Source organism: Roseateles sp. DB2, assembly GCF_051857535.1.
Lineage (GTDB): Bacteria > Pseudomonadota > Gammaproteobacteria > Burkholderiales > Burkholderiaceae_C > Roseateles_B.
Genome location: NZ_JBPZGY010000005.1, coordinates 217372 through 239122 on the forward strand (window position 1 = coordinate 217372; position 21751 = coordinate 239122).

17 protein-coding genes are annotated in these 21751 nt (G+C 69.2%); 5 read left to right on the forward strand and 12 right to left on the reverse strand.

What is annotated here, in order from left to right; translation table 11 throughout:
- Positions 1-107: 107 nt before the first annotated feature.
- Positions 108-623, reverse strand: a complete 516-nt coding sequence (locus ACS5PK_RS10415; protein ID WP_439440166.1) for a DUF1697 domain-containing protein — start codon at positions 621-623, stop codon at positions 108-110.
- 11 nt (positions 624-634) lie between these two features.
- The gene (locus ACS5PK_RS10420) at positions 635-952 is read right to left on the reverse strand and encodes an antibiotic biosynthesis monooxygenase family protein (RefSeq protein WP_439440349.1); all 318 of its coding nucleotides are present in this window, start codon (positions 950-952) and stop codon (positions 635-637) included.
- A 556-nt stretch (positions 953-1508) separates the two neighbouring features.
- On the opposite strand from ACS5PK_RS10420, the gene ACS5PK_RS10425 reads away from it, so the two are divergent.
- Positions 1509-4349, forward strand: a complete 2841-nt coding sequence (locus ACS5PK_RS10425; protein ID WP_439440167.1) for a TonB-dependent receptor domain-containing protein — start codon at positions 1509-1511, stop codon at positions 4347-4349.
- Positions 4350-4473: 124 nt separating this feature from the next.
- Here the strand turns inward: ACS5PK_RS10425 and ACS5PK_RS10430 are convergent, their stop codons facing one another.
- Positions 4474-4974, reverse strand: coding sequence for a hypothetical protein (locus ACS5PK_RS10430; protein WP_439440168.1), 501 nt, complete (start codon positions 4972-4974; stop codon positions 4474-4476).
- A 190-nt stretch (positions 4975-5164) separates the two neighbouring features.
- Here ACS5PK_RS10430 and ACS5PK_RS10435 point away from each other — a divergent pair, with 190 nt between their 5' ends.
- A complete protein-coding gene (locus ACS5PK_RS10435; RefSeq protein ID WP_439440169.1) occupies positions 5165-5929 on the forward strand; it encodes an SDR family oxidoreductase in 765 nt (254 codons plus the stop codon).
- A gap of 4 nt (positions 5930-5933) precedes the next feature.
- Here ACS5PK_RS10435 and ACS5PK_RS10440 read toward each other — a convergent pair whose 3' ends face one another.
- The 8 genes from ACS5PK_RS10440 to ACS5PK_RS10475 all read right to left on the reverse strand — a co-directional run bounded on the left by ACS5PK_RS10440 (position 5934) and on the right by ACS5PK_RS10475 (position 16933).
- Complete coding sequence (locus ACS5PK_RS10440; protein ID WP_439440170.1) at positions 5934-6314, reverse strand: VOC family protein; 381 nt, start codon at positions 6312-6314, stop codon at positions 5934-5936.
- Positions 6315-6728: 414 nt separating this feature from the next.
- A complete protein-coding gene (locus ACS5PK_RS10445; RefSeq protein WP_439440171.1) occupies positions 6729-7097 on the reverse strand; it encodes an ankyrin repeat domain-containing protein in 369 nt (122 codons plus the stop codon).
- Between the two features lie 422 nt (positions 7098-7519).
- Positions 7520-8023: a DUF6265 family protein gene (locus ACS5PK_RS10450; protein WP_439440172.1), complete on the reverse strand. Its 504-nt coding sequence runs from the start codon at positions 8021-8023 to the stop codon at positions 7520-7522.
- Positions 8024-8069: 46 nt separating this feature from the next.
- Positions 8070-8660, reverse strand: coding sequence for a DUF1877 family protein (locus ACS5PK_RS10455; protein ID WP_439440173.1), 591 nt, complete (start codon positions 8658-8660; stop codon positions 8070-8072).
- 64 nt (positions 8661-8724) lie between these two features.
- Positions 8725-9291 carry a hypothetical protein gene (locus tag ACS5PK_RS10460; RefSeq protein WP_439440174.1) on the reverse strand — a complete coding sequence of 189 codons (567 nt, stop codon included), beginning with the start codon at positions 9289-9291 and terminating at the stop codon, positions 8725-8727.
- A 1148-nt stretch (positions 9292-10439) separates the two neighbouring features.
- Entirely contained in the window at positions 10440-14186 is a 3747-nt protein-coding gene (locus tag ACS5PK_RS10465) for an error-prone DNA polymerase (protein WP_439440350.1), read from the reverse strand.
- A 123-nt stretch (positions 14187-14309) separates the two neighbouring features.
- The gene (locus ACS5PK_RS10470) at positions 14310-16007 is read right to left on the reverse strand and encodes a DNA polymerase Y family protein (protein ID WP_439440175.1); all 1698 of its coding nucleotides are present in this window, start codon (positions 16005-16007) and stop codon (positions 14310-14312) included.
- On the reverse strand, positions 16004-16933 hold the full coding sequence (locus tag ACS5PK_RS10475) for a translesion DNA synthesis-associated protein ImuA (RefSeq protein WP_439440176.1): 930 nt from the start codon (positions 16931-16933) through the stop codon (positions 16004-16006). The genes ACS5PK_RS10470 and ACS5PK_RS10475 overlap by 4 nt, the downstream gene beginning before the upstream one ends.
- A 356-nt stretch (positions 16934-17289) precedes the next feature.
- Between ACS5PK_RS10475 and ACS5PK_RS10480 the strand changes: the two genes are divergently transcribed.
- Together ACS5PK_RS10480 and ACS5PK_RS10485 are read left to right on the forward strand one after the other, a co-directional pair.
- The gene (locus ACS5PK_RS10480; protein ID WP_439440177.1) at positions 17290-17883 is read left to right on the forward strand and encodes a GNAT family N-acetyltransferase; all 594 of its coding nucleotides are present in this window, start codon (positions 17290-17292) and stop codon (positions 17881-17883) included.
- Positions 17884-17940: 57 nt separating this feature from the next.
- Positions 17941-18615, forward strand: coding sequence for a class I SAM-dependent methyltransferase (locus ACS5PK_RS10485; protein WP_439440178.1), 675 nt, complete (start codon positions 17941-17943; stop codon positions 18613-18615).
- 228 nt (positions 18616-18843) lie between these two features.
- Here ACS5PK_RS10485 and ACS5PK_RS10490 read toward each other — a convergent pair whose 3' ends face one another.
- Positions 18844-19593: a Crp/Fnr family transcriptional regulator gene (locus ACS5PK_RS10490; RefSeq protein WP_439440179.1), complete on the reverse strand. Its 750-nt coding sequence runs from the start codon at positions 19591-19593 to the stop codon at positions 18844-18846.
- Between the two features lie 197 nt (positions 19594-19790).
- On the opposite strand from ACS5PK_RS10490, the gene ACS5PK_RS10495 reads away from it, so the two are divergent.
- Positions 19791-21749 (forward strand): AMP-dependent synthetase/ligase, encoded by a 1959-nt coding sequence (locus tag ACS5PK_RS10495; RefSeq protein WP_439440180.1) that lies wholly within the window; start codon positions 19791-19793, stop codon positions 21747-21749.
- Positions 21750-21751: the final 2 nt, after the last annotated feature.

A 21751-nucleotide genomic window follows, 5' to 3' on the forward strand; every position in this document is an offset into this window, starting at 1 on the left:
CCTTGGCTACGGACCAGGGGCAGTGTGAACCTCGCCCCGATTCGCTGCAAGAAGGGGCATCGGGTGCCCGGGCTCGGGGCGCTGGTGCATGGCGGCGCCTCGGGCGCTCAGGCCTGGGCGCACTTGCGCACGGTGTCCAGCGTGCGGGTGGTGATGTCCTTCCCGAAGGCCTTCTCCAGCATGCGCATGAAGACAGGGCCCTCCTCATGGGGCCGGTAGGCGCTGAGCACCTCGCTGCCACTGAGTGCCAGGACGTGCACCCCGTCGGCGATCCAGGGCAGGGCGGGTGCCGTCTCGGGCGGGCAGCGCAGGAAGGTGACGATGCGCTTGGCATCGGCAGGCAGCTCGTGGGCTGCGAAGGGGTCTGCCGCCAGCCAGGACTGCAGCTGGTCCTGCCTGCGCAGGATGACGGGGAAATGTCGGCCCATGCCGGCCTCGATCACCTGCTCCAGGCGCCGCTCCAGGGTGGGCAGCGGCGTGGCGCGGCTGTCGAAGACCACGTTGCCGCTGGACAGCAGGGTGCGGACCTCGGTGTAGCCGGCTTCTTCGAGGCAGGCCTTGAGCACGGGCATCTTGGCATTTTGCGGGCTGACGCCGCGCAGGAGGGCGATGTATCGGGGCATGGAGTGCAGGCTCAGGCTGATGCGCCTTGGGGGGAGGTGCAGGCGGTGACGGCTTCGTAGTGAAGCACGGTGGGGAAGGGGTCGTAGAAGTGATGCAGCAGGGCGCGCCACTGCTGGTACTCGGGGGACTGGCGGAAGCCCTGTTCGTGGTGGGCCACGCTGTCCCAGCGCACCAGCAGCAGGTAGTGGTCCGGCCGCGCCAGGCAGCGCTGCAGCGCGTGGCTGCGGTAGCCGGGCATGGACTCGATCAGGGCCTGGGCCTGGGCGAAGGCCTTCTCGAAGTCCCCTGCCGTGCCGGGGCGCAGCTGCAGGGGGGCGACCTCCAGGATGCCGTCCGAGGCGCTGCCCTCGCGCAGCGACTGCACCGCGGCCCGAGCCTCGAGCAGGCTGCTGCCATGCACTTCGCGGTGGCAGCGCATGGCCCAGTGAAATGCGCCGGCCTGGACCAGTCGGCGCACATCCTCGGCCCTCGCCTGGCCGCGCGCCGGATAGAGGCCGCAGCGCCGCAGCCTGCGCAGCTGCCATTGCTGCCACAGCGCGTGCAGCGCCAGCAGCAGCACGGCGCCCAGGCCCATGTAGTTCCACGTGTCGAACATCGCATCTCCCTGCCAGAGCCGCGAGTGTGCCACCTGCCCGCCCACGCGTGCCGCGCGCAGGTGACTAGCACGGCGAGGCCCGCTTTGTCTTGCTGGAAACACCTATCCTGCTAGTTAGTCGACATTCAATATATTACAAAAGCGCGAGCGATATACAAGATCGCCAACGTGCAGCCAAGCCCACGGCACGGTCAGCGGAACCACCGGGACACGCAGGGCTCCCAGGCCGGGACACACGGTTCCGCCGCCCAACAACCGCTGCACCACGAGGTGCAACACAGGTGCAATCTTGAAAAAAAATCTGATCACGAAGGCCATCCTCCTCTCGCTGGGGCTGGCCGCCACCGGAGGGGTGCTGGCCCAGGAGACGCTGGAGCGCGTGGAAGTCACGGGCTCCTCGATCAAGCGCATTGCCAACGAGGGCGCGCTGCCGGTGCAGACGCTCAGCCGTGCTGACATCGAGCGTTCAGGCGCCCGCAATGTGGAGGACCTGATCCAGGCCCTGCCGGCCATGCAAGGCTTCCAGACCTCGTCCGCTTCCGTCAACGGAGACGGCCCCGGCGGCGTGCAGAACGCCTCGCTGCACAACATCGGCGCCTCCTACACCCTGGTGCTGCTGAACGGCCGTCGCCTGGCTGCCTACAACGCGGGCTCTGCGGTCAACCTCTCCAGCATTCCCCTGGCCGCCATCGAGCGGGTGGAAGTGCTGACCGACGGCGCCTCGGCCCTCTATGGCTCCGATGCCGTGGCCGGTGTCGTGAACTTCATCCTGAAGAAGAACCAGACCCACCTGGTACTGGATGCCTCGGTCTCCGTGCCTCAGAAGCACGGTGGCCGCTCCAGCAGCATCAACCTCAGCAAGGGCTTTGGCGACTATCCCGTAGACGGCTACAACCTGATGCTGGCCTTCGCCCACGAGCGTCAGAACGAGCTCAATGCATCCGACCGGGACTTCGCCCGCTCCGGCGTCGTGCCGTTCACCCACGAGGGCAAGGCCTACACCCTGTATGAATCGGCCCGCAACACGGCGCCGTCCTCGGTGACCCTGGGTCTCAAGAATCCGCTCACCGGCCCGGGCGGTAGCGCCGTCAGCGCGGTGACCTTCTCGCCGGACTACCTCAAGAACGGCAAGTGCGGTCCCAACACCGTGCTGGCCACGGTGAGCCTGGACCAGGCCTGCCAGTTCGACTACGCCGCTACCGTACAGCTGCTGCCCTCCACCAAGCGCGACAGCCTCTTCGCGTCCGGCACCGTCAAGCTCAACGAGAGCACCAGCGCCTTCTTCGAGGCCGTGGCTTCCAAGTTCGAGCTGAAGGAGCGCCATGCGCCGGTGGCCCAGGCCATCTCGCTGAGCCTCAGCGATCCGCTCTATGCCGCCAACGTTCAGCCCCACCTGGCCAAGCTGGGCATTGACCCGGCCAATGTCAGCAAGGCCACGACCAACAACCGCTTCAGCGATGCCGGCGGCCGCTCCGACCTGTTCAAGACGGATGCCCGCCACCTCGCCGTGGGCGTGGAAGGCGTCTGGCGCGACTTCGACTACAGCGCCAGCTACGTGCACTCCACCAGCCGCGCCGACACCTACTACGACGGTGGCTACCTGCGCCAGAGCTGCTACCAGGGCCTGCTGGACAGCGGCAAGTTCAATCCCTTCGCGCCCGTGGGCGGCAATGCCAGTGCCTTCGCGCCCTGCATCCTGAAGGAGCGCAACGACAGCACTCGCACCGCGCTGGACACCGTGAGCGCACGCATGTCCGGCGAGCTCTTCCGCCTGCCGGCCGGCCCGGCCATGCTGGGTGCCGGCGGTGACCTGAGCCGCCAGAAGTACGACTACGACCCCAGCGCCCTGGCCATGGGGCCCAATGCCCTGCACAGCGGCACCGACACCGCCTTTGGCCGCGGCACCGGCGCCCTGCCCATCGAGGCCAGCCGCCGCAACTGGGGCCTCTTCGCCGAGCTGGCCCTGCCGCTCACCAAGACCCTGGAGACCACGGCCGCGCTGCGCTACGACGACTACACCGCCGTGCAGAACAACATCGTGCTGAACGAGCTGGGCAAGCTCGCAGCGCCGGCCAAGCAGGGCAATGCCAACAGCAAGGCAACCTACAAGCTGGCCTTCAAGTTCCAGCCCCTGGAGACCCTGCTGATGCGCGGCTCTTACGGCACGGGCTTCAAGGTGCCCGAGATGGACCTGATCACCCGGGCCATCTCCGGAGGCACCAACACCAGCGGCTCCTATGCCTGCCCGGTCAAGGCGCCGGACCCGCGCGCCGTCAATTGCGAGGGCACGACGCAGTACGACCTGCTCAGCGGCGGCAATCCGCTGTCCGGCGCCAACGGCCTGAAGCCGGAGGAGTCCCGCAACATGACCCTGGGCCTCAAGTTCGAGCCCCTGAAGGGCCTGAGCGCCGGCCTCGACTACTGGGCGGTCAAGATGAAGCACCAGATCGTCTCGCTGCCCGAGACCCTGGTCTTCGGCAACCCGACGGCCTATGACAGCCTGATCCGCACCGTCTACGACCCGGCCCGGGGTTCGGACAAGCTGGCCGTACTGCTGCCCAGCTACAACCTCGGCAGCTCCCGCTACAGCGGCGTGGACTGGGAACTGGCCTACGCCCACAAGCTCGAGGGCCTGGGGCGGCTGGCGCTGAGCTGGTCGGGCACTTACATGCTCAAGTCCGAGATCGACGACGGCGCGGGCAATGTGGAGAACTCGGTGGGCCGCTTCGACGCCTACAACACCGTGACCTTCCGCGTGATCCAGCGCGCCAGCGCCACGTTGAGCCACGGCATGTTCAGCCACACGGCCACCTGGAACTGGCGCAGCGGTTACCACGACAAGGAGCAGTCCGCCGCGGACGGCAAGGTGCGCGTGGTCAATGCCGACGGCAGCCTGGGCGCCTATGCCACGGTCATCCGTGACGTCGAGTCCTACGGCACACTGGACTGGCAGACCCGCATGCAGTTGCTGAAGTCCACCGCGCTGACCGTGGGCATCCGCAACGTGCTGGACCAGGCGCCGCCCTTCTCGCTGCGCACCGCAGGCGGCGGCAACCAGATCGGCTTTGATGCGCGCTATGCCAATCCGCTGGGCCGCACCTTCTACGTGAACGCCAGCTACAAGTACTGAGTGCCGGAAAGGCCGTCAGGCCTTTGGAGGACGAGGAGCGTCAAGGCCCTGGGCACCCCTGCCCGGGGCCTTGTCGTTTCTGGAGCGGGCCTTGGTCACGGGCCTTGCTGCCTGCGGCCAGGCGTCAGCGACGCCGTGGGCTGATCTCGATCGATCCTTCGATGCCTATCCAGAGGTAGACCGGAATGGGCTTGCCCTCCCAGATGGCCGGTGCGAAGCGCCACTGGCGGATGTAGGGAAAGAGCTGCGTCCTCTCGCAGGCATCGCCCTCCACGGGCTCGTGGTGCGAGTGCACGCCGGCCACGCGGCCGTCGGCCTCGATCAGGGCTTCGTACTCGCCCGCGGGCTTGCGTGCGAGGCAGCGGGCGTCCTGGGGCGCGACGATGGTCAGCGCCACGGGCGGGATGAAGCCCGGCTCGCCGATCCGGGGCGGGCCGTCGAAGGCCGAACTGCCCACGGGGTGGAAGCTGAGCGCGAAGCCGGGGCGATCTGCGGCCTGCGCGGCCTGCGCGGCCTGCGCGGCGTATAGCAGCAGTGCAGCGCACCACAGCCGCGCAGACGCCTGGCCGGGAGCTGCGCGGGATGCGGCCGGCCGGGCCGCGGGGCTTGCGTGTGCGTTCAACATCCGAAGGGTCCTGTCGCTGCCGGAGGCGGGCGGCGTCAGCCCATGGATCGGGCCGCAGGCATGGCCGGGGATGATAGCCCTCCGACTGCCTGCCCTGGCCTGCCGCTGGCGTGGCCGCAAGAAACGGAATGCCATTTGCGGTCAGGGCGGCGAGCATGCCCTGCCTCAATCAACGTCAAAGGAGTGAACGATGGCATGTCTGGCAGGCAAGGTGGCCCTGGTGACGGGCGCGAGTTCAGGCATAGGCAGGGCAGCGGCCCTGGCCATGGCCAGGGAGGGCGCGCGCCTGGTCCTGGGGGCGCGCAGCCGGGAACGACTGGAGGCCGTGGCCGAGGAGATCCGCCAGGCCGGAGGGCAGGCCTGCGCCTGTGCCGGCGATGTGCAGGATGAGGCCTATGCGCAGGCCCTGGTCGGGCAGGCGGTGTCGGCCTTCGGTGGCCTGGATATCGCCTTCAACAACGCCGGTACCCTGGGCGCGATGGGCGAGAGCCCCTCGATCGCCCGCGAGGCCTGGGACGAGACCCTGGCCGTCAACCTCAGCAGTGCCTTCCTGGCGGCCAAGCACCAAATCCCCGTGATGCTGCGGCGGGGGCAGGGCTCGGTGATCTTCACCTCCACCTTCGTCGGCTATACGGTGGGCTTCCCCGGCATGGCCGCCTATGCAGCGAGCAAGTCCGGCCTGCTGGGCCTGACGCAGGCCCTGGCCGCGGAGTTTGGCGCGCAGGGCATCCGGGTCAACGCCCTCCTGCCCGGCGGCACGGACACGCCCATGGGCCGGCAGCTTGCGGACACCGAGGACAAGGTCCGGCATGTCGGCAGCCTGCATGCGCTGAAGCGCTTGGCGACACCCGAGGAGATCGCCGGCACCGTGCTGTACCTGGCCTCGGAGGCTTCGTCCTTCACCACCGGCGCGGCCCTGCTGGTCGACGGCGGGGTGTCCATCACCCGGACCTAGGCCTTCAGGCGGCCCCGCGCTCATGGAACACGGCCTCGATGTTGTGCCCGTCCGGGCCGATGACGAAGGCCGCGTAGTAGCCCGCGTGGTAATGCGGGCGCAGGCCGGGCGGGCCGTTGTCCCTGCCACCGGCGGCCAGTGCGGCCTGGTAGAAGGCATCGACCTGCTCCCGGCTGCCGGCGCGGAAGGCCAGGTGCAGGGGGGCCGGCTTCTCGTGGCTGAGGTGCAGGCACAGCGAGATCTCGCTGCCCGCCTGGCAGAGTTCGATCCCATAGCTGGGAACGCCCTCGCCGACGGCGGCAACGCCCAGCGGCGCGAGCGCCTCAAGGAAGAAGGCCTTGCTGGCTTCGTAGTCGCTGACGCCGAACTTGACGTGGTCGAACATGGGGTCTCCTTGGAGGGGAACGGCGCCGCAGGGCGCCGCTGGCCAGGTCGCCGTGATTTTGAGGCCGAGGTGAATGCCCCGGCACCCCTGCCGGACGCCGGCCTTCAAGAGGAGACGCGAGATGCCCCGGCCACCCCGGCCCCTGGCCGTTCGCTGGACCAGCCCAGGGGGCGAAGGCAGCAGGCTCGGAGGCCTCGGACTTCACCCGGACGCGCAGCCGGCCGTGCGCCAGCCCGGTGGTGGCCGCCAGCGGCAGGGGCCTGGCAAGGTGTCTCAAGGCAGCACTTCTGGCTCAAGAGGAAGTGGGGCCGGCAGCGGGCCCCGGCTGGCGAGGGTCAGGTCTTGCGGGCCGGGGCTGAAGCCACCCGGCCCCTGGCGTGGGCGCGGCAGCCCTTGCGGGGCAGTCCGGCGAGCCTAGACCGCCAGACCGACCCGGCGCAGCAGCCATCTGCCGAACCCCTTGCGGTGCAGCGGGGTGGCCGGCGCCTCTTGCGCGCCCATCGCCAGCAGACACTGCTCCACGCTGGCCAGGCCGGCTCGACGAGCCGCCTGCAGCGGCGTGGCGCCGTCGAATTCGGAGCGCAGCTGCGGGTCGGCACCCTGCGCCAGCAGGTACAGCGCCACCGCCTCCTGCCCGGCCAGGATGCAGGCCACCAGCGGCGTGCCCAGGAACTCCGGGTGGGCGTCGTTGAGGTCCACCCCGCTACGGGCGTGATAGCCGACCAGGGCCAGGTCCCCACTGCAGGCCGCATGGAACAGCGCTTTCCAATCTCCTCCGGACACGGGGTCTCCCTTGTGTTGGGTTTTGTGCTGGGCTTTGTGCTGGGCTTTGTGCTGGGCTTTGTGCTGGGCTTTGTGCTGGGCTTTGTGCTGGGCTTTGTGCTGGACCTGGTTCTGCACCGCGCGCTGGACAGCGCCAGCGTGGCGTGCTTCGAGGGGCCAGGTGTTGCGTGGCGGGGCTTGCGTGACCGGGCCTGCAGGATGGGAGCCATGGCCTGCGCCGCATCACCAGTGCCGCTGTGCAGCATGCCAGAAGCAGGGCTGCGGGGGCCAGCGCTGGCTGCTGGCGGTGCAGGGCGGGCCGTTCCAGTCCTTTCTGCCCGGGGCTGGGCGGTGCGAACGATGCCCGCAGCCCGCCGACGCGCGGGCCCTGTGGCGGCGGAGCGCCAGCAGGGGCGCCGTGGCGAGGGCTGGCTGCTCCCGCTTCAGTCCTGCTCGAGGGGGGCCTCGCAGGCCACCCGCGAGAAGGCGAACTCGATACGCCGCGGCGTCCCTTCGCGCAGGCCCTCGATGCTGGCGAGCAGTCGCGACTCCTCCGGCCGCGCGTAGGCGATGCGCTGGGGGAAATCGTGCGCCGGGTTCTCGAAGACGGCCTCCTGAGGGCCGCTGCTCAGCAGGCGGAAGACCGTCGCGGGCTTGCCCGCCGGCTGGGGCATCAGCGCCAGGGTGCCGTCCGCCAGCTGCCTCAGCTGCAGGAACTCGAACTCCACGGTCCTGCCCTGCTTGACCGTCCGGCTCATGCCCAGCATGGTGCCGCCTGCGGGCGCCAGCCACTGCTCCAGCGTGCCGGCCTCGCCGAAATGCCCGCGCCAGCAGCCAGCCAGCCAGGCCATGCCGTCCACGGATTGCGCCCGGGCGGGGAGGGCGGCGCCGACGGCAGCCAGGGCCAGCGCAGCGATCGAGATCGGCTGGATGAAGGAGGAGGGCATGGAGTCTCCCAGCGGGGTTTCGCTCCCCGGCTGCGTGCCGGGGCCGCTAGCTGTAGCAGATCACGGCGGCCAGCCCCAGTGCGGCGGCCTGCCGCACGAAACCGAGGAGTTCGCGGAAATTGTCCAGCAGATAGGCTTCGGCGTCTGCATCCCGGCTGCGCCAGAGATTCCCGAGGTAGACGTCCTGCAAGCCCGAGGCACTCAGCTGCAGCAGCAGGCGGTCCTCGTCGACCCCCTCCAGCGCCGCGGCATAGCGGGCCAGGGTGTTGACGTCGACGCCGAGGGCCGGACCATAGCCCACCTCGATGTGACCGATGGTGCCGTCGCCGGCGAAGAAGTCCGGCGCGTCGGGGGCGCACAGGCCTATGCAGTGCCGCAGGCCGTCCCAGGACTTGTCGAGGTCCAGCACGTCCAGCGCCTGCTTTGGAAGATCCGGCACGGCCACCGCAGGCGTGGCAGGCGTCCTGCCGCGGCCGAAGAGCCGCTGCAGCCAGGAGACCCGCTGCGTGGCTGCGAACTCCGCGAGGTAGGGGCGCTCGTCCTCGGGTTCCACAAGCCGCCAGATCAGGGGTGGATCGGCGCGCAGCCGCGCCAGCTGCTCGGGGTCGAGGGCGTAGATGCTGCAGCAGATGCCCATAAGGGAATGCTCCGTGAGGGTCAGTTCTTGCCTTCGGCCTGTACCGCTGCGTTCACTGCCGCGTTCAGGCCGCGGCCCGCGCCGCGGCTGGCAGGCGGCTGGCCAGTTGTGCCGCCAGTTCTCTGGCCTCGGCCTCGTCGATGCCCGGAGCCAGGCGTATGGTCCTGGCGCCGTAGTCGAAGGCCAATGCGCCGCGTGCCGGGCCCATGAAGGGCGGCAGCAAGGCCTGGTACTGCGCCAGGGCGCTGTCCGGCGCCGCGCGCAGGGCCTTGACCTCATGGGCGGCATAGTTCCGCGTGAGCCCCAGTCCGAAGACCTCGATGCGGTGCGCCAGCGCCGTGGCATTGACCGTCAGCAGCTCCCTCCCGGCGATCTGCCAGAGCAGGGTGCCGACGGCCGCCAGACCGCCGGCCGTCCAGCCGGCCAGCCACAAGGCGAGGAAGGCGGTGGGGGCCATGTCCGAGGGATGCAGCAACTGCTCGATGGCCTGCATCTCACCGAAGGCCCAACCGCCCAGCCAGAGCAGCAGGAAGAGCAGGGCGAAGGTGCTGCGCCGCGCGGGAATGGCCGCCTGCAGGCCATCTGCATTGATGCTCAGCTGGTATCGGGGAGCCTGGGGTGTGATTTGCATGGCGGGTCTGAAGATCAGGACAGCTCAGGGACTAGGGGCTTCATGGCTGGGCTGGTGTTCGCAGAAGGCCTTGAGACCAGCGAGCCGCTTCTCCACGACGCGCGGAACCGTTCTCGCGACTGCAATGGGGCTTTCTGTAGAGCGGCAGTCTATTCGCTGTTCAGCCCTTCGTCCGGGTCGACGTGTGCAATGCAGATCAATCGGGGTCAGGTCTTGATGAGGGAATCAATGCGACAGTGTTGACGCGGTGAGCGAGCGAACTCCACAACGTGAGCCACGGTTCGCTTTCGCCTTCGGACGTAGGCAACCCTGAGAGCTGGCGAAGCATGGCGGGCACGTCGCCCGCGGCTCCATATTCGGCTCTCGCATCCTGCGGCGCTACGGCTTGAAGTTTGAGACGTTCCCGGTGCGCTGCCATCTGCCCGCACGCTTCTCGTATAGCTCTATCCAGGCGCTCGTGAACTCGATGGGTACTTCCTCACCCGACGATGCCTTCTGCCTGCCACGCGCAGTGACTTGAACAACCACCCAGCCAAGCGTTGAATCTGCCGACACTGAGACTACTGGTTCGACCAAGTCTCTGTATTCAGCGAACGTACTCGCTCTGAGGTATGCGCCTAGGCGCTCGCGGCGTTGCTGAATCGTTGGTCTGGTTATCTCGCCTCGACTTGCCACAACATAGTCGGCCGCTTCGTCTTCCAGCAGTATCTCGACATTGCTCTCTCGGTGAGCGCGTAGCACCTTCTCATGCAGCGCCTGAACTTCGGCGACCGCTGCGGTGTGAGCCGTAAGGCCCTGGGAAACGGCGATAGCGGGAACGATCCAGAAAAGACCCGCGAGTAGATTTGATGCGCGCATGGGGTAGGGTGGGTGGGTTTACGAACCTAACGTTTGAGCTGACCGGCCCGCGACGGCAGGACGCCGCAGGGCCAGAATGAAGTGAGGCCCGTAGGCGGCATGCCGTTGCGGGTCCGGTTGAGTGATGGGATGGACTCCCCCGTTTGTTCGGGCCGCAAGATGCGCTCACTGGTCTTCATGGGTGTGGGGATCAGGTCTTCAAACGAGAGGAGTCCGCCATGGATGCTAATACCGTTGCTATTGACCTGGCCAAGAGTGCCTGGGTGGCGCCCCCGTTGCAGGCCAACGGCCTATCGGAAATCCCGGCTCCCCGCTTCCTCCGCCATGCGCCCCAGCCAGGGGCTGAGGTCCTCAAAGCTCTCTGCCAGGAGATTGCAGATGCCCTCTCGGCTGCGCTGCCAGCGGCCCTGGACCGCGAGCAGGCGCGCGCCGAGGATGGTGCTGCGATGCCGGGCATAGACATCCGCCCAGACGATGACCTGGATGCTGCCGTGCTCGTCTTCCAGGCTGATGAAGAGCGTGCCCTTGGCCGTCTGAGGCTTCTGGCGCACCGTGACCAGGCCGCCAGTCCGGACCTTGCGGCCGTTCGGGACGCGGGCCAGCTGGGCCGAACTCCGCAGGCCATGGTCCTGCAGGCGCTGGCGCAACAAAGCCAGTGGATGGCGGCGCAGGGTCAGGCCCAGGGAGCGGTAGTCCCACAGCAGTTCCTCGCCCTCGGGGGCCAGGCTCAGCTGCAGGGGGGCTTCCTGGATGGGTGCTTGCTGCAGCAGGGCCGGGGTATGCCCCTGCGCGCTGGCTTCCCAGATCTGCTGGCGGCGGTGACCGGCCAGGCTGTGCAGGGCATCGGCGGCGGCCAGCAATTGCATCTCGCGCCCGTCCAGGCGGGCGCGAAGGGCCAGGTCTTGCGCATCCAGATAGGGGCCCGACGATGTCATGCCCATGCCCATGCCCATGCCCATGCCCATGCCCATGCCCATGCCCATGCCCATGCCCATGCCCGTGCCCGTGCCCGTGCCCGTGCCCGGCGGCGCATTGTCCGAGGGCCGCTGCCCATGCATAGGCAGCGGCGGGTGCTCCTGCGCGCTGCAGGTCGTGCTCGCGGGCGCATCCCGCTGGGGCGCGCGGCCGCTCGGCCTTGGCAGGGCCTGGCCGTCTCTCAGGGCCACGATGCGTCGCCCCGTGTCCTCGCTGAGCCCGGCGACCAGGCGCAGACCCAGGCGCACGGCCGGCTGCGGGCGGGTGTGGGAAAAGGCCCGGGCCTGGCCCTGTGGGGGTGTCGCTGCGGCGGGCGGCATCCAGCTGCGCTCGAGTTCGCCGGTACGAGGGGCGGCTTCCAGGCTGCAGTCCCAATCGCTCAGGTTCACATCGGCGGGGCGCACCTCGACGCCATGGCGCCGCGCATCCTGCACCAGCTGCGCAGGGGTGTAGAAACCCAGGGGCTGGGAGTTGAGCAAGGCGCACAGAAAGGCCGCCGGCTCATGCCTCTTGAACCAGCAACTGGCATAGGTCAGCAGGGCAAAGCTTGCCGCGTGCGACTCCGGAAATCCATAGGACGCAAAGCCCTGGATCTGCCGGAAGATGGCCTCGGCGAACGCGTCCTCGTAGCCGCGAGCCCGCATGCCGCTCAGGATGCGCGCATGGAACTGGGCCAGGTCGCCGGGGCGCTTCCAGGCAGCCATGGCGCGGCGCAGCTGGTCTGCCTCGCCTGGGGTGAAACCGGCGGCAATCATGGCCACCTGCATCACCTGTTCCTGAAAGATCGGAATGCCGTAGGTGCGCTCCAGCGCCTGCTTCAGCGCCTCCTTTGGGTAGCGGATGCCGTCCTTGCCCTTGCGCCGGTTCTCAAGATACGGGTGGACCATGCCGCCCTCGATGGGCCCCGGCCGCACGATGGCCACCTCCACCACCAGGTCATAGAAGCAGCGAGGCCGCAGGCGGGGCAGCATGGACATCTGGGCCCGGCTCTCGATCTGGAAGGTGCCGACGGTGTCGGCCTCGCAGATCATGTCGTAGGTGCTGTCGTCGCCCTCGGGAATGCTGGCCAGATCCAGGGGGCGGTCCCGGTACTCCTCGCGCAGGCCGTTGACCAGCCCGAAGCAGCGGCGCAGGGCGGACAGCATGCCCAGGGCCAGCACATCCACCTTGAGCAGGTTCAGGGCGTCGAGGTCGTCCTTGTCCCACTCGATGACGCTGCGGCCGGGCATGGTGGCGTTCTCTATGGGTACCAGGCGCGAGAGCCGGCCCTGTGTCAGCACGAAACCGCCCACATGCTGGCTCAGGTGGCGGGGCATGCCCATCAGCTGGCGCGCGAGCACGATCAGCTGGCGCAGGGGCAGCTCCTGCACGAGATCCCGGCCCTGGCGTTCCAGGATCTCCTGCTGCAGCGCCTGCAGCCGGTCCTCGGGCAGGATCTCCTGGCTCCAGCCGGAATGGTCCTTGGCCAGGCGCTCGACCAGCGCCTCCTCGATGCCCAGCGCACGGCCCACGTCGCGCAGGGCGCTGCGGGCGCGGTAGCGGATCACCACGGCGGTCAGCGCGGCGCGGTCACGGCCGTAGCGTTCGTAGAGGTACTGGATGACCTCCTCGCGGCGCTCGTGTTCGAAGTCGACGTCGATGTCTGGCGGCTCGTTGCGCTCGCGGCTGATGAAGCGGCCGAAGAGGAGGTTGCCGCGCTCGGGGCCGATGCTGGTGATGTGCAGGCTGTAGCAGACCAGGCTGTTGGCCGCCGAGCCCCGGCCCTGGCAGAGGATCTGGCGGGAGCGGGCGAAGCGCACGATGTCCGCCACGGTGAGGAAGTAGTGCTCATAGCCCAGCTCGCAGATCAGGGCCAGCTCGTCCTCGATGGTCTGGCGGTGCTCGGGCGGAACGCCTTGCGGCCATCGCGCCAGCATGCCGTCGTAGGTCATCTTGCGCAGCCAGCTCCGGGCCGTGTAGCCGGCTGGCACCACTTCCTCGGGGTACTGGTAGCGCAGTTCATCCAGCGAGAAATGGCACAGGGAGGCGATCTGCAGGGTCTCGGCCAGGGTGTCCGCCGGGTAGATCTGGCTCAGGCGCAGGCGGCTGCGCAGATGGCGCTCTGCATGCGGCTGCAGGGCCCCGCCGCAGGCATGCAGGGGGCGGTTGAGCCGGGTGGCCGTCATCACGTCCTGCAGGGGCTTGCGCGAGCGCACATGGAAATGCACGTCGCCACAGGCCACCAGGGGCAGAGCCAGGTGCTCACCGATCTCGCGCAGCTGCTGCAGCCAGGCCTCGTCGGACAGCTCGCGCAGCAGGCACAGACCCAGCCACAGCTGACCGGGCGCACAGACGGACTGCAGGGCGCCGGCCTGTTCCAGCAGCGCGTGGGGAGCCTCCATCCGGCGGTCCGGCAGCAGCAGGACCAGGCAGCCGCTGAGCTGGCCAGCCGCCAGCGTCTCCTGCAGCAGTGGCCAGTCCAGCCGGTAGCGACCCTTGACGGGCGAGGCGCGGCGCAGCCGGGTGATGAACTCGCTCAGCTGGCCATAACCCTCCCGGTGGCGGGCCAGCAGCACCAGCTGGAAGCCGGCGCCAGGGTCTTCGCCTGGCGCAGGGGGAAGCGCAGCAGCTGTGGTGGCGGATGCCTGGGTGCTGTTTTCCTGCCCGATGGCCTGGCCGCCCACCCGCTTGTCAGGCTGCTCGCCTGCCTGTGCACCTGCCTGTGAACCTGTCCTTGCACCTGCGGGCGTGTCCATCTGCCAACCCACCCGGAACTGGCTGCCGATGATCAGCTGCACCACCTCCAGCTCGGGGTCCAGCTCCGGCGCCTCCTCGCGCAACTGGCCGACGAGCTTCTTCAGGGCCACATGGGCCCGCACCACGCCGGCCAGAGAGCATTCATCAGCCAGGGCCAGGGCGCGGTAGCCCAGCTGCTGGGCGCGCAGCACCAGCTCTTCGGGGTCCGAGGCGCCGCGCAGAAAACTGAAATTGCTCAGGCATTGAAGCTCGGCATAGCCCGGCAGGACGCGTGCGCCGGGCCGCGCCTCGCCCGAGCGCCCCGCAATGCCCTGGGAAACGCGCATGCCAGGGCCCTGCAGCATGCGTTGCAGGGCTGACGGCAGGGGGCGCTCGGGCTTGCGGCTGCCGGGTGGGTGGGTGTCTCCCTCGCCGGGAGGGTGATGGGGCGGAGGCATGGCGGGTGCATCTCAGGCAAAGAGACCATGCAGGTACCAGTGCATCGAGGGGGCAGGATCGTCCTGGGCAGGGCCGCCGGTGTCTGGATCGGCTGCTCGGGAGGCCAGGGCCAGGTCTCCTCGGGCACGAAAGATCCACAGCAGCTGGCCCTGGGGATTGCGCGCCAGGTAGTAGTCCCGCTGCACCTGGGGAGCTTGGCCGCCGTGCTCCTGCGCAAGCGCCCGGCCTGGCCAGCCCCACCATCCGCCTTCGACCCGCTGCGGTCCCAGCAGCAACTGCAGCTCGCCCTGGTAGGCGGGGCGCTCCTGCTGGCTGAGCAGGCGCAGCGGGGGCTCCAGCAGCCAGCTGGGCTGGGGGCCGGGCCAGGCGCTAGCTGGGCTGCCAAGGGCGGCCATCCTGGCAGGGGATGCCGCGTTGCCCAGGAATGTGTCCGTGCCACGCGAGGCCTCCTCGCCAGTAGAGGCCGGGGCCGTGGTGCTGCCGCCCCACGGGGCCCAGGTCTGCATGGCTTCGGGGCGGGCGTCGGCCTGCGGCCGGCTCTGGCAGACCTGGGCCGGGCCCAGGCGCACGGCACAGCGCTGCAGCAGCAGGCTCAGGGGTTCGCGGGCCGGCGCCCGGGCCTGCTCGTCCAGGCGCAGGTCGCTGTTGGGCGGGCGCAGGGGCTCGATGCGATCCACCCACAGCCGCAGCTCGGCCACGGGCGCGGGCAGGGCCAACTGGGCCAGATGCTCACGCAAAAGGCCTTGCAGGTGCTCGAAGCTGCGGGTGAGTTCGGCGCTGCGCAGCAGCAGCTCGCCACCGGGTGGGCAGTCGCGGGCCCGCATGGCATCGTGCTGCCAGCCCAGGCGCAGGCTGCTCAGGCCGGCATGGTGACCGCTGAGCCAGGCGCAGCAGCTGCGCAGCAGGCTCTCGGCATGCGGCATCAGGGCGGGTGCATCGTCCAGGCGCCAGGGCAGCTCCAGCCTGGCCTCGAAGCGCTCGGGCAAGCGGACCCACTCATGCGCCTGTCGCAGCTCGCCATAGGCCCGATCCAGGGCCAGGAGGAGTTCAGCGCCGAAGCGTCGCGCCAGACCGGCCCGCGGCAGGCGGCGGACATCTCCCAGGCGCCGGCAGCCCAGCCGGGCCAGCATGGCGGACTGAACCTGCACGGCGCTGAGACAGGGCAGGGGCAGGGCATCCAGCAAGGGGGACAGCGGCCGGGTCAGGCCATTGAGCCGCCCGCCGCGGGCCAGTGCCAGGGCGGCCAGGGCATTTGGTGCCCAGGCCATGGCGGGGGATTCACCAGGTGCACTGGCGTCCAGCAGCCCCAGGGCCCGGCCTTCGCGCTGGATGCGCTCATGCAGGCTTCGCAGGCCGCCGAACAGACGCAGGCAGCTGGACAGCTCCAGCAGCACCGCTTCCTCCAGCAGACAGACCCGCGGGGTGAACTGCAGCGCCCACCAGGCCAGTTGCTGCTGCGGGCTGGGCCGGCCCGGGCCGGCCTGCGCGGGGTCCACCTGGGGCAGCAGGGCCAGCCAATGCGGGGAGCGCGGGGCCGGGGCATGAGGCCGGGGCATGAGGCCGGGACTGGATCGCGGGCCTTCGGGAGGGCGTCCCTTGCCCGCCTCCTCAGGCTTCAGCCCTGGGCTGCTGCTGGGCTCAGGGGCGGGGAAGCCCTGGACATCGGGCCTGTCAGGCCCCGGGCCTCGGGTGTGGCGGAGGGGGCTCATGCGCTCGTCTCCTGCGCCAGGGACAGGGCCGGCGACCAGGCGTGCTCGGTCGCGTCTCTCGCCCGGGCTGGTCCGGCGGCGCGCAGTGGCGCCACGCCCTGTCGCAAGCGGGCGGGCAGGCTCAGTTGCAGGCGCGGAGGCAGGCTGTGCAGCTGCAGGGGCTGGACCATGGCCGGCCCGCGGCGCTTGATCAGCAGGACCTCCAGCAGGCCTGGCGCCAGCCCCCGCGCAGCGGCCGGCTGGCTCAGGCGCAGGCGCAGGGGCGCGGCCGAGGACTGGGCCGCCGCGCAGTCCGGCCGCATCAGGAAGATGGGCGCGGGGGAGTTCAGGGCCGCCGCCTGCAGGCGCCGGATCTGCTCAGGCCGGGCGCCGTCCAGCCAGGCCAGCACCGCTGCAGCCGACTGGGACTTGATGGCCTGCTCGGTCACCCACAAGGCCTGGTGCAGCGCCTGCTGCCCGGACGGGTGCCGTCCCTGATGCTGCCCTTGATGCCGCCCCCCGGGTGTCTGGCGCCGGCCCTCAGGCGCGTCGCCCGAGGCATCGTCCGGAGCCGTCTTGATCCACACCCACTGTGCCGCGTCCAGTCCCAGGTCCTGCAGGCCCGGGCCATGGGGTACGAAGGGCGGAGCGATCAGCAGCACAGGCGGCACTGCTCGGGATGCCTCGCCCGGTGCGGTGGCAAAAAGCCCACGCAGCCCCGGTGCCAGCAGGCGCCACTCCGCATGCTGGCCCGCAGGCTGCAGGATCTCGCACAGGGACTGGCTGGGCCAGCCGCCGCCCGGCAACTCGGCGTCAAGGGCCGCAAAACCGCTGCGGAGGGTGCTGCTTTGGCAGCGCCCCAGACTCCCTGCCTGCCACAGCCGCCCCTCCCGCAGCAGCGGGTGGTCCAGCAGGGCAGCACGGGCGTCGGGCGAGGCGGCAGGCATGGGGTTGATGCAATGGGTACTGTATGAAAAAACAGTATATGGCTTGCCGCCAGGATGTCCAGATGGCGGGACTTGTGCGCAGGCCGTACTGACCAGGCGCAAACCCCCACGAATTTGGGGGGATGAAGCCCAGGGTCCTCTGTCATGGTGTGATCACACTTGCATAATCAGGGAAAACCCGAAAAGGCTGGAGGGGGACTGATCACATGACTCAGCCCAAGGATTTCTGCGTGTCCACTGCCGTTCCTTCCGTTCCCGCCGCCTGGGCCGTTCCGCCTGTTTCCGGGGGGGCGCCTGCCGCCCTGTCCGTGGCGGAGGGGGGCTTCTCCTTTTCCAGTCCGGCCACTGCGTCTGGCGTGGCTTCCCCGCTTTTTCTGGGGCCTGCCGAGCGCCTGACCGAACGGCTCTGGCTGCGTGCCCCCCAGGCGGCGGACCTGCTGGCCCTGCATGCGTTCCACGCCGACCCAGCTACTCACCGCTACAACCCCGCCGGCTGTCTGCATGCACTGGCGGACATGGAGGCCGAACTGGAGCGCTGGTTGCTGCACTGGCAGCACCACGGTTTCGGCTACTGGCTGGTCTGCCGGCGTGCGCAGCCACAGGAGGTGCTGGGGGTGGGCGGCATCATGCGCAAGCGCATTGACGGCCAGCAAGCCATGAATCTCCATTTCCGCTTCCGTCCTCAGGTATGGCGGCAGGGCTATGCGGCCGAGACCTCCTGCGCCGCTCTGGCCATGGCCTTTGAGCAGTTGCACGAAGCCGAGGTGCTGTCCGTCGTGCGGCCGGCCAACCAGCCCGCACGCAGGACCCTGGAGCGGGCCGGCCTGCGCCTGATCGGGGCCTGGGGGGATGTGCCGGGCCAGGCGGCCAGCCTGATCTACGAGATGAACGAGGGTTGCTACATGGAGCAGCGCGCCGCCGGACGCTGTTGCCAACCCCAGGGGCGCTAGCATCCCCAACCTGACAAGCAGGGGCTGGAAGGGCCTGTTTTCCTGGAGGAGACCCGGATGAGCCACGCCTCGGCCGAGATGCAGGCCTATTACGCAGGTCGTGCGGCCTACTATGACGCCGTCTACCAGAAGCCCGAGAGAGCGACTGACATCGCCTACTTGCGCACTCACCTGCCCGAGCGCCTGGGTGGCCGCGATCTGCTGGAGATCGCCTGCGGCACCGGCTACTGGACGCAAGACCTGGCCCCGGCGGCGCGCCGCATGGTGGCCACGGACTACACGGCCGAGCCCCTGGCCCTGGCCCGGCAGCGTCCGGGCGTGGAGTCAGTGCAGTTTGAGCAGGCTGATGCCTACGCGCTGCCCGCGCAACTGGGCCGCTTCGACGCCGCCTTTGCCGGCCTGTGGTTCTCCCATGTGCCCGTGGAAGCGCGCGAGGCTTTCCTGGCGTCCCTGCATGCGCGGCTGAAGCCGGGCGCCCGCGTGCTCTGGATAGACAACCACGAGCGCCAGTGCCAGGACTTCCCCATTGCCGAAACCGACGCGCGCGGCAACACCTACCAGCACCGCCCCCTGCGCGATGGCAGCGTGCACCGGGTGCTGAAGAACTTCCCGACGCAGGACGAGCTGCAGGCCCTGGTGGCCGGCGTGTCGAGCCGTTCGCGCTACCAGCGCCTGGACAACTTCTGGCTGTTCGAATATGAGCTCGAATGCGAGTTCGAAGGCGCGCAGTGATGCGCAATCAAGCGCAATCAGGCGCAATGAATCACAGTGATGGGCCAGATCCTCGTGGCCGTCCCGCGCCGCCGGAAGACAGCTCCTTGAGCCCGTAAAGGCGTTGCGCCTGGGGGCCAGGGGGAGCCAGCGATCAAGCCTGCGCCTGCGCTCGATCAGGCTGCGCATCCAGGGCGCTGGCAGCATCGCGGCGCAGGAGCCCGATGCCAGGTCTCCGACGCCCGTCGATCAGGGCCGGTAGCGCCGCAGCCCCTCGAGATCCAGTACGCGCAGGCCGCCGTAGTCCACCGCGATCAGCTGGCGCTCCTGCAGGTGCTTCAGCGCCTCGTTCACCCGCTGGCGCGAGAGTCCCACCAGCCGCGCCAGCTCCTGCTGGGTGATGCGCAGCATGCCGCCCACGCCGGGGTAGAGCAGGGGGTTGAAGAGGGCGGCGAGGTTGCGGGCCACGCGCAGGTCGGGGTCGGAGATGCGGTCGATCTCGCGCGCCGCGATGAACTGCCCCAGGCGCTCGTTGAGCTGGTTCAGCACGAAGCGGTTGAACGCGAGGCTGGTCTCGAGCAGGGTGTGGAAGGTCTCGATGGGCAGGCCGGCCACCGTGCTCTTGCGCAGGGCCTGGATGTTGTAGCGGTAGACCTCGCGCTTGAGCAGGGTGCCCTCGCCGAACCAGCCGCCGGGCGGTACGCCGGTGAAGGTGATGGACTGCGCGGCGGCGTCGTCATTGCTCATTTTCAAGAGACCGTCGACCACGCCGAACCAGAAGTTGGCCGGCTTGCCGATGCGGCAGACCCGCTCGCCCACCTCTGCCTCGCCGATCTGCAGTTGCGCGATGGCGAGCTGGCGATGCGCGTCATCGAGCACCCGTAGCCACGGGATGGCGGCCAACTCGCTGGCGCTGGCGGCGCGGGCGCGCTGGCGCAGGGTCAGGTGTTGCGGGAGGGTGGCCGGCAGGGGCAGTTCGTGCAGGGGGCTGGTGCGCATGGTCCCGTATTCATCGCCGCTGCGCATGACAGGAGCCTGACGCGACCGTGTCAAAGCCCCCCGGGAAAACGCCCGGTGTGATTTCCAGCAAATGTCGTTGCAGCGACAACACGGCGTCAAAGTAAAGGTCTAGCATTGCAGCCAACAAAGTCGGGCGAGCGCCATCCAGGCGACGACCCGGATATCAGGAGACAAAGGTGAGCAGTTCTGCGGCGACGACCTTTCCCCGGCTCTTGCTGGCCCATGCGCAGCAGCGTCCCCAGGACGCGGCCTTGCGTGAGAAGGAATACGGCATCTGGCAAAGCTTCAGCTGGCGAGAGCTGGCCGACATGGTCAAGGCCCTGGCCCATGGCCTGCACCAGGCGGGCGTGGAGCGCGGCCAGCACCTGGTGGTGGTGGGCGAGAACCGGCCACGCCTCTATGCCAGCATGTTGGCGGCCCAGAGCCTGGGCGCTATCCCGGTGCCGCTGTACCAGGACGCGGTGGCCGCGGAGTTCGTCTACCCGCTCAACAACGCCGAGGTGGCCTACGCCATCGTCGAGGACCAGGAGCAGGTGGACAAGCTGCTGGAGGTCCGCGAGCAATGCCCGCAGCTGCGCCACATCTGGTTCGACGACCCGCGGGGCCTGCGCAACTACGATGAACACGGGCTCAACCCGCTGGATGCGCTGATTGCGGCGGGCGAGGCCGAAGGCCGCGCCCACCCGCAGCTCTTCGACCAGTGGGTGGAGGCGGGCCAGCCCTCGGACGTGGCGGCCATGTTCTTCACCTCCGGCACCACGGGCAACCCCAAGGGCGTGGTCCACACCCATGCCACCCTGATTGACCGCGCCATGGCCGGCGCCCGCTTCGACAAGCTCGGCCCGCACGAGGAAGTGCTGGCCTACCTGCCGCCGGCCTGGATAGGCCAGAACATCTTCAGCTACGCGCAGTGGCTGGCCTGCGGCTATGTGGTGAACTGCCCGGAATCGGCCAGCACGGTGTCCATCGACCTCAAGGAGATCGGCCCCACCTACTACTTCGCGCCGCCGCGGGTCTTCGAGGGCCTGCTGACCACGGTGATGATCCGCATGGAAGATGCCTCGGCCCTCAAGCGCGGGCTCTTCCATCGCGCCATGGCCCTGGCCCGGCGCGTGGGCCCCACGCTGATGGACGGCAAGCCCGTGGGCCTGCTGGACCGCCTCCAGTACGCCCTGGGCGACGTGCTGATCTACGGCCCGCTGCGCAATACCCTGGGCTTCTCGCGCGTGCGGGTGGCCTACACGGCGGGCGAGGCCATCGGCCCCGACCTCTTCAGCTTCTACCGCTCCATCGGCATCAACCTCAAGCAGCTCTACGGCTCCACCGAGACCGCCGTGTTCGTCTGCCTGCAGCCCGACCACGAAGCCCGGGCCGACACCGTGGGCGTGCCCATCGACGGCGTGGAGATCAAGCTGGCCGACTCGGGCGAGATCCTGGTGAAGTCGCCGGGCCTGCTCAAGGGCTACTACAAGAACGACGCGGCCACCGCCGAGGTGCTGACGCCCGAGGGCTGGTACCACACGGGCGACGCCGGCTTCATCGACGCCCACGGACACCTGAAGATCATCGACCGCGCCAAGGACGTCGGCCGCATCGTGGGCGGTGCCAACGACGGCGCCATGTTCGCGCCCAAGTACGTGGAGAACAAGCTCAAGTTCTTCTCGCACATCAAAGAAGCCGTGGCCTTCGGCGACCGCCGCGACCGCGTCTGCGCCTTCATCAACATCGACTTCGAGGCCGTGGGCAACTGGGCCGAGCGCCGCAACCTGCCCTACGCCGGCTACACCGACCTGGCGGCCAAGCCCGAGGTCTACGAGCTGATCAAGGGCTGTGTGGAGCAGGTCAACGCCGACCTCGCGCAGGACGCCCTGCTGGCCGGCAGCCAGATCACCCGCTTCCTGATCCTGCACAAGGAGCTGGACGCCGACGACGGCGAGCTGACCCGCACCCGCAAGGTCCGCCGCGGCGCCATTGCCGAGAAGTACGGCGTGCTGATCGACGCGCTCTACGAGGGCCGGACCAGCCAGTTCATCGAGACGGCGGTCAAGTTCGAGGACGGCCGCAGTGGCAAGGTCTCGGCGGACCTGAAGATCGTCGACACCCGGACCTTCCCCGCCGTGGGCCGCGCGGCCTGATC

Excerpts from the sequence above, each read along its gene's own strand:
- ACS5PK_RS10415 (WP_439440166.1), bottom strand. The coding sequence starts at position 623 with ATGCCCCGATACATCGCCCTCCTGCGCGGCGTCAGCCCGCAAAATGCC.
- ACS5PK_RS10430 (WP_439440168.1), bottom strand. The coding sequence starts at position 4,974 with ATGTTGAACGCACACGCAAGCCCCGCGGCCCGGCCGGCCGCATCCCGC.
- ACS5PK_RS10435 (WP_439440169.1), top strand. The coding sequence starts at position 5,165 with ATGGCATGTCTGGCAGGCAAGGTGGCCCTGGTGACGGGCGCGAGTTCA.
- ACS5PK_RS10440 (WP_439440170.1), bottom strand. The coding sequence starts at position 6,314 with ATGTTCGACCACGTCAAGTTCGGCGTCAGCGACTACGAAGCCAGCAAG.
- ACS5PK_RS10450 (WP_439440172.1), bottom strand. The coding sequence starts at position 8,023 with ATGCCCTCCTCCTTCATCCAGCCGATCTCGATCGCTGCGCTGGCCCTG.
- ACS5PK_RS10455 (WP_439440173.1), bottom strand. The coding sequence starts at position 8,660 with ATGGGCATCTGCTGCAGCATCTACGCCCTCGACCCCGAGCAGCTGGCG.
- ACS5PK_RS10460 (WP_439440174.1), bottom strand. The coding sequence starts at position 9,291 with ATGCAAATCACACCCCAGGCTCCCCGATACCAGCTGAGCATCAATGCA.
- ACS5PK_RS10465 (WP_439440350.1), bottom strand. The coding sequence starts at position 14,186 with ATGCGCGTTTCCCAGGGCATTGCGGGGCGCTCGGGCGAGGCGCGGCCC.
- ACS5PK_RS10470 (WP_439440175.1), bottom strand. The coding sequence starts at position 16,007 with ATGAGCCCCCTCCGCCACACCCGAGGCCCGGGGCCTGACAGGCCCGAT.
- ACS5PK_RS10475 (WP_439440176.1), bottom strand. The coding sequence starts at position 16,933 with ATGCCTGCCGCCTCGCCCGACGCCCGTGCTGCCCTGCTGGACCACCCG.
- ACS5PK_RS10485 (WP_439440178.1), top strand. The coding sequence starts at position 17,941 with ATGAGCCACGCCTCGGCCGAGATGCAGGCCTATTACGCAGGTCGTGCG.
- ACS5PK_RS10490 (WP_439440179.1), bottom strand. The coding sequence starts at position 19,593 with ATGCGCACCAGCCCCCTGCACGAACTGCCCCTGCCGGCCACCCTCCCG.